This window comes from Mycobacterium sp. (assembly GCF_035653355.1).
Lineage (GTDB): Bacteria > Actinomycetota > Actinomycetes > Mycobacteriales > Mycobacteriaceae > Mycobacterium.
Window position 1 is genome coordinate 1 of sequence record NZ_DASRBZ010000115.1, and the last position, 2275, is coordinate 2275.

General features: G+C 64.3%; 3 protein-coding genes. 1 reads left to right on the forward strand and 2 read right to left on the reverse strand.

Features of this window, described 5'->3' with window-relative positions:
- A partial coding sequence (locus tag VFA16_RS03630) for an esterase-like activity of phytase family protein (RefSeq protein WP_324966500.1) occupies positions 1-855 on the forward strand: 855 nt, incomplete at its 5' end.
- A gap of 13 nt (positions 856-868) precedes the next feature.
- Here the strand turns inward: VFA16_RS03630 and VFA16_RS03635 are convergent.
- Both VFA16_RS03635 and VFA16_RS03640 read right to left on the reverse strand, forming a co-directional pair.
- Complete coding sequence (locus tag VFA16_RS03635; protein WP_324966501.1) at positions 869-1117, reverse strand: hypothetical protein; 249 nt, start codon at positions 1115-1117, stop codon at positions 869-871.
- A gap of 101 nt (positions 1118-1218) precedes the next feature.
- Positions 1219-2275 (reverse strand): ABC transporter permease (locus VFA16_RS03640; RefSeq protein WP_324966502.1); only part of this gene is annotated, 1057 nt, incomplete at its 5' end.

Here is a 2275-nt window from a genome sequence, read left to right on the forward strand (position 1 = left end):
TCGGACAAGGGCATCAGTGACGTTACCTTCACCGACGTCGACCTGCTGCTAGACGAGTCAGGCCATCCGTTTCGGCCGCTGTCGCTGCAAACGTCCCCGCCGACAGTTCCGCCCGATCCGGAAGGGATCGCGTTCGATTCGGTGCGGCAGCGGCTGTACTGGTCGTCGGAGGGCGAGCGGCTCACCGACATCCCGGGTAGCCCCGTGTTGCTCGACCCGTGGATTCGCATCGCCGGGCTGGGCGGCGGCTATTTGGGTCAGTTCCAACTGCCGCCAGGCCTTGCCATGTCGGCGAATAATGATGGGCCACGACGTAATTCCGCGTTGGAGGGGCTGACGCTCACACCCGACGGGCGGTTTGTGTTCGCCGCGATGGAGGAACCGGGCTACAACGACGGTGATCCGCCCGACCGCGACCACGGCGCTTTGACTCGCATTACGAAATTCGACGTCGACACCCGGGCACCGGTGGCCCAATACGCCTATCCGTTGGAGCGGGCCCCGGGCTTGGATGCGTCCAATGGGGTCACGGATCTGGTCGCGCTGTCGGATACCGCGTTTCTCGTGGTGGAACGTTCCGGCGGCGAACATCCCACGGTCCGGGTTTTCCGTGCCGAGATCGGCGATGCGACCGACGTGCTGACTGTGCCGTCGATGGTCGGCAGGCAAGTGCGGCCGATGGCCAAATCGCTTGCCGTCGACATGTCCGCTACTCCCGGGCTTTCGCCGCTGGACAACATTGAAGGAATCACACTGGGTCCGAAGCTGGCTGACGGTAGCCAATCGGTGGTGTTGGTCAGCGACGACAATTTTTCGCCCGGCCAGGTCACCCAGTTTTTGTTGTTTTCGATGTAAGGGAATCGACGCGCTATTCAGCGACCAGTTGATCACTGTCGACGAACACTAGATGGCCGCCGTCGAGCATCACTGCCCATCGTCGTGCGGGATCGGCGATGTGGTATTTCCCGACATCGACAGCTTGCCCGGCCGATTCGCCGAAATCCTCGACGACAATGCCACAGTCCTCGTGGTCCGTTCCGGGGTATACGCGTACCCGCGAATTCACGGCCAGTTCGCCATCGTCATTGCCGTCGGCCTTTTGCGCATCGCGCGTCATCAATACCCCCACCTGCACCTGCAATCCCCCAACCCAATTGGGGGTCAGACTATCTGGGGTAAACGTCTACGCCAAATCACTGCCGAGTTTTGGCAATTGTGTCATTCCTGCGGCACCGGTTCGCGTTTCTTCGGCTGAGCCGGTGGACGCAGTTGCCACCACACCAAGCTTGTCGCCACCGCGCCCAAGACCAGCAGCATTGCCATGTCGAACAGCCACCGGCCCGCCGAGTGCGCCCACAGCGCGTCGTAGTCGGCCAGCGGAGCGATCGAGTGCAGGTCAACGGTCGAAGCCGCGGCGGCGAAGCCCCACCGGGACGGGAACAGCCACGAGACCTGTTGGACGCCGTCCCTGTCGGCCAGCGGGAACATCGCGCCGGCAAACATCAGCGACAACAGGACCATCAACACACCTATCGGCAGGATCAGCTGCTTATACCGCGCCACCGACGACAACACCAAGCCGACGATCGTCGAGACGACAGCCGTGGCCGTCACGGTCACGTACAGCTCGAAGGGGGCGCTGCCCAGTAGGGCGGCGCCGCGTGTGGGAGCGCCTTTGCCGACCATCACGATGATGGTGAGGAATGCGGTTTGCACCGCCACGACCGCGCTGCAAACCAGGACTTTCCCGGCCAGATACGCCGATGTGGACAGCCCGACGTATTGCTCGCGCCGGAAGATGTTGCATTCCCTGATCAGGTCGCGGATCGTCAGCGCCGTTCCCATGCAAACTGCCGCGATGTCGAGCACGGTCAGGATCTCGACGGGTTCGTCGGGGCCGTTGCCGTATGGGTCCGCCGGGCCCAGGCCGGTATCGCCGGGCGCGACCAGCGCCAGTGCCGCGAAGAAGAGCGGCAGGATAGCCAGGAAAATCGCGTAGCGCTGATCGCCGAAGATGAGCCAGGCCTGCCGACGGGCAGCGACAGAAATCTGACGGCCCAGGCTGAGGTAGGCGGGGCGGCCGAGCGGCGGTGCCGGCGGTGGCGCCGCCGCACGGACCTGCCCGCGGTGCAGAAACGCCTGGTGTGCCCCGTCGGGATCGGTGCTGAGCCACTCGAGGATTCGCGACCAGTCGCTGGTTCCCATTGCCGCGCCGATCTCGTCGGGCGGCCCCGCGAACGCGATGGTGCCGGCTGAGGTGAGCAGCACCACCTGG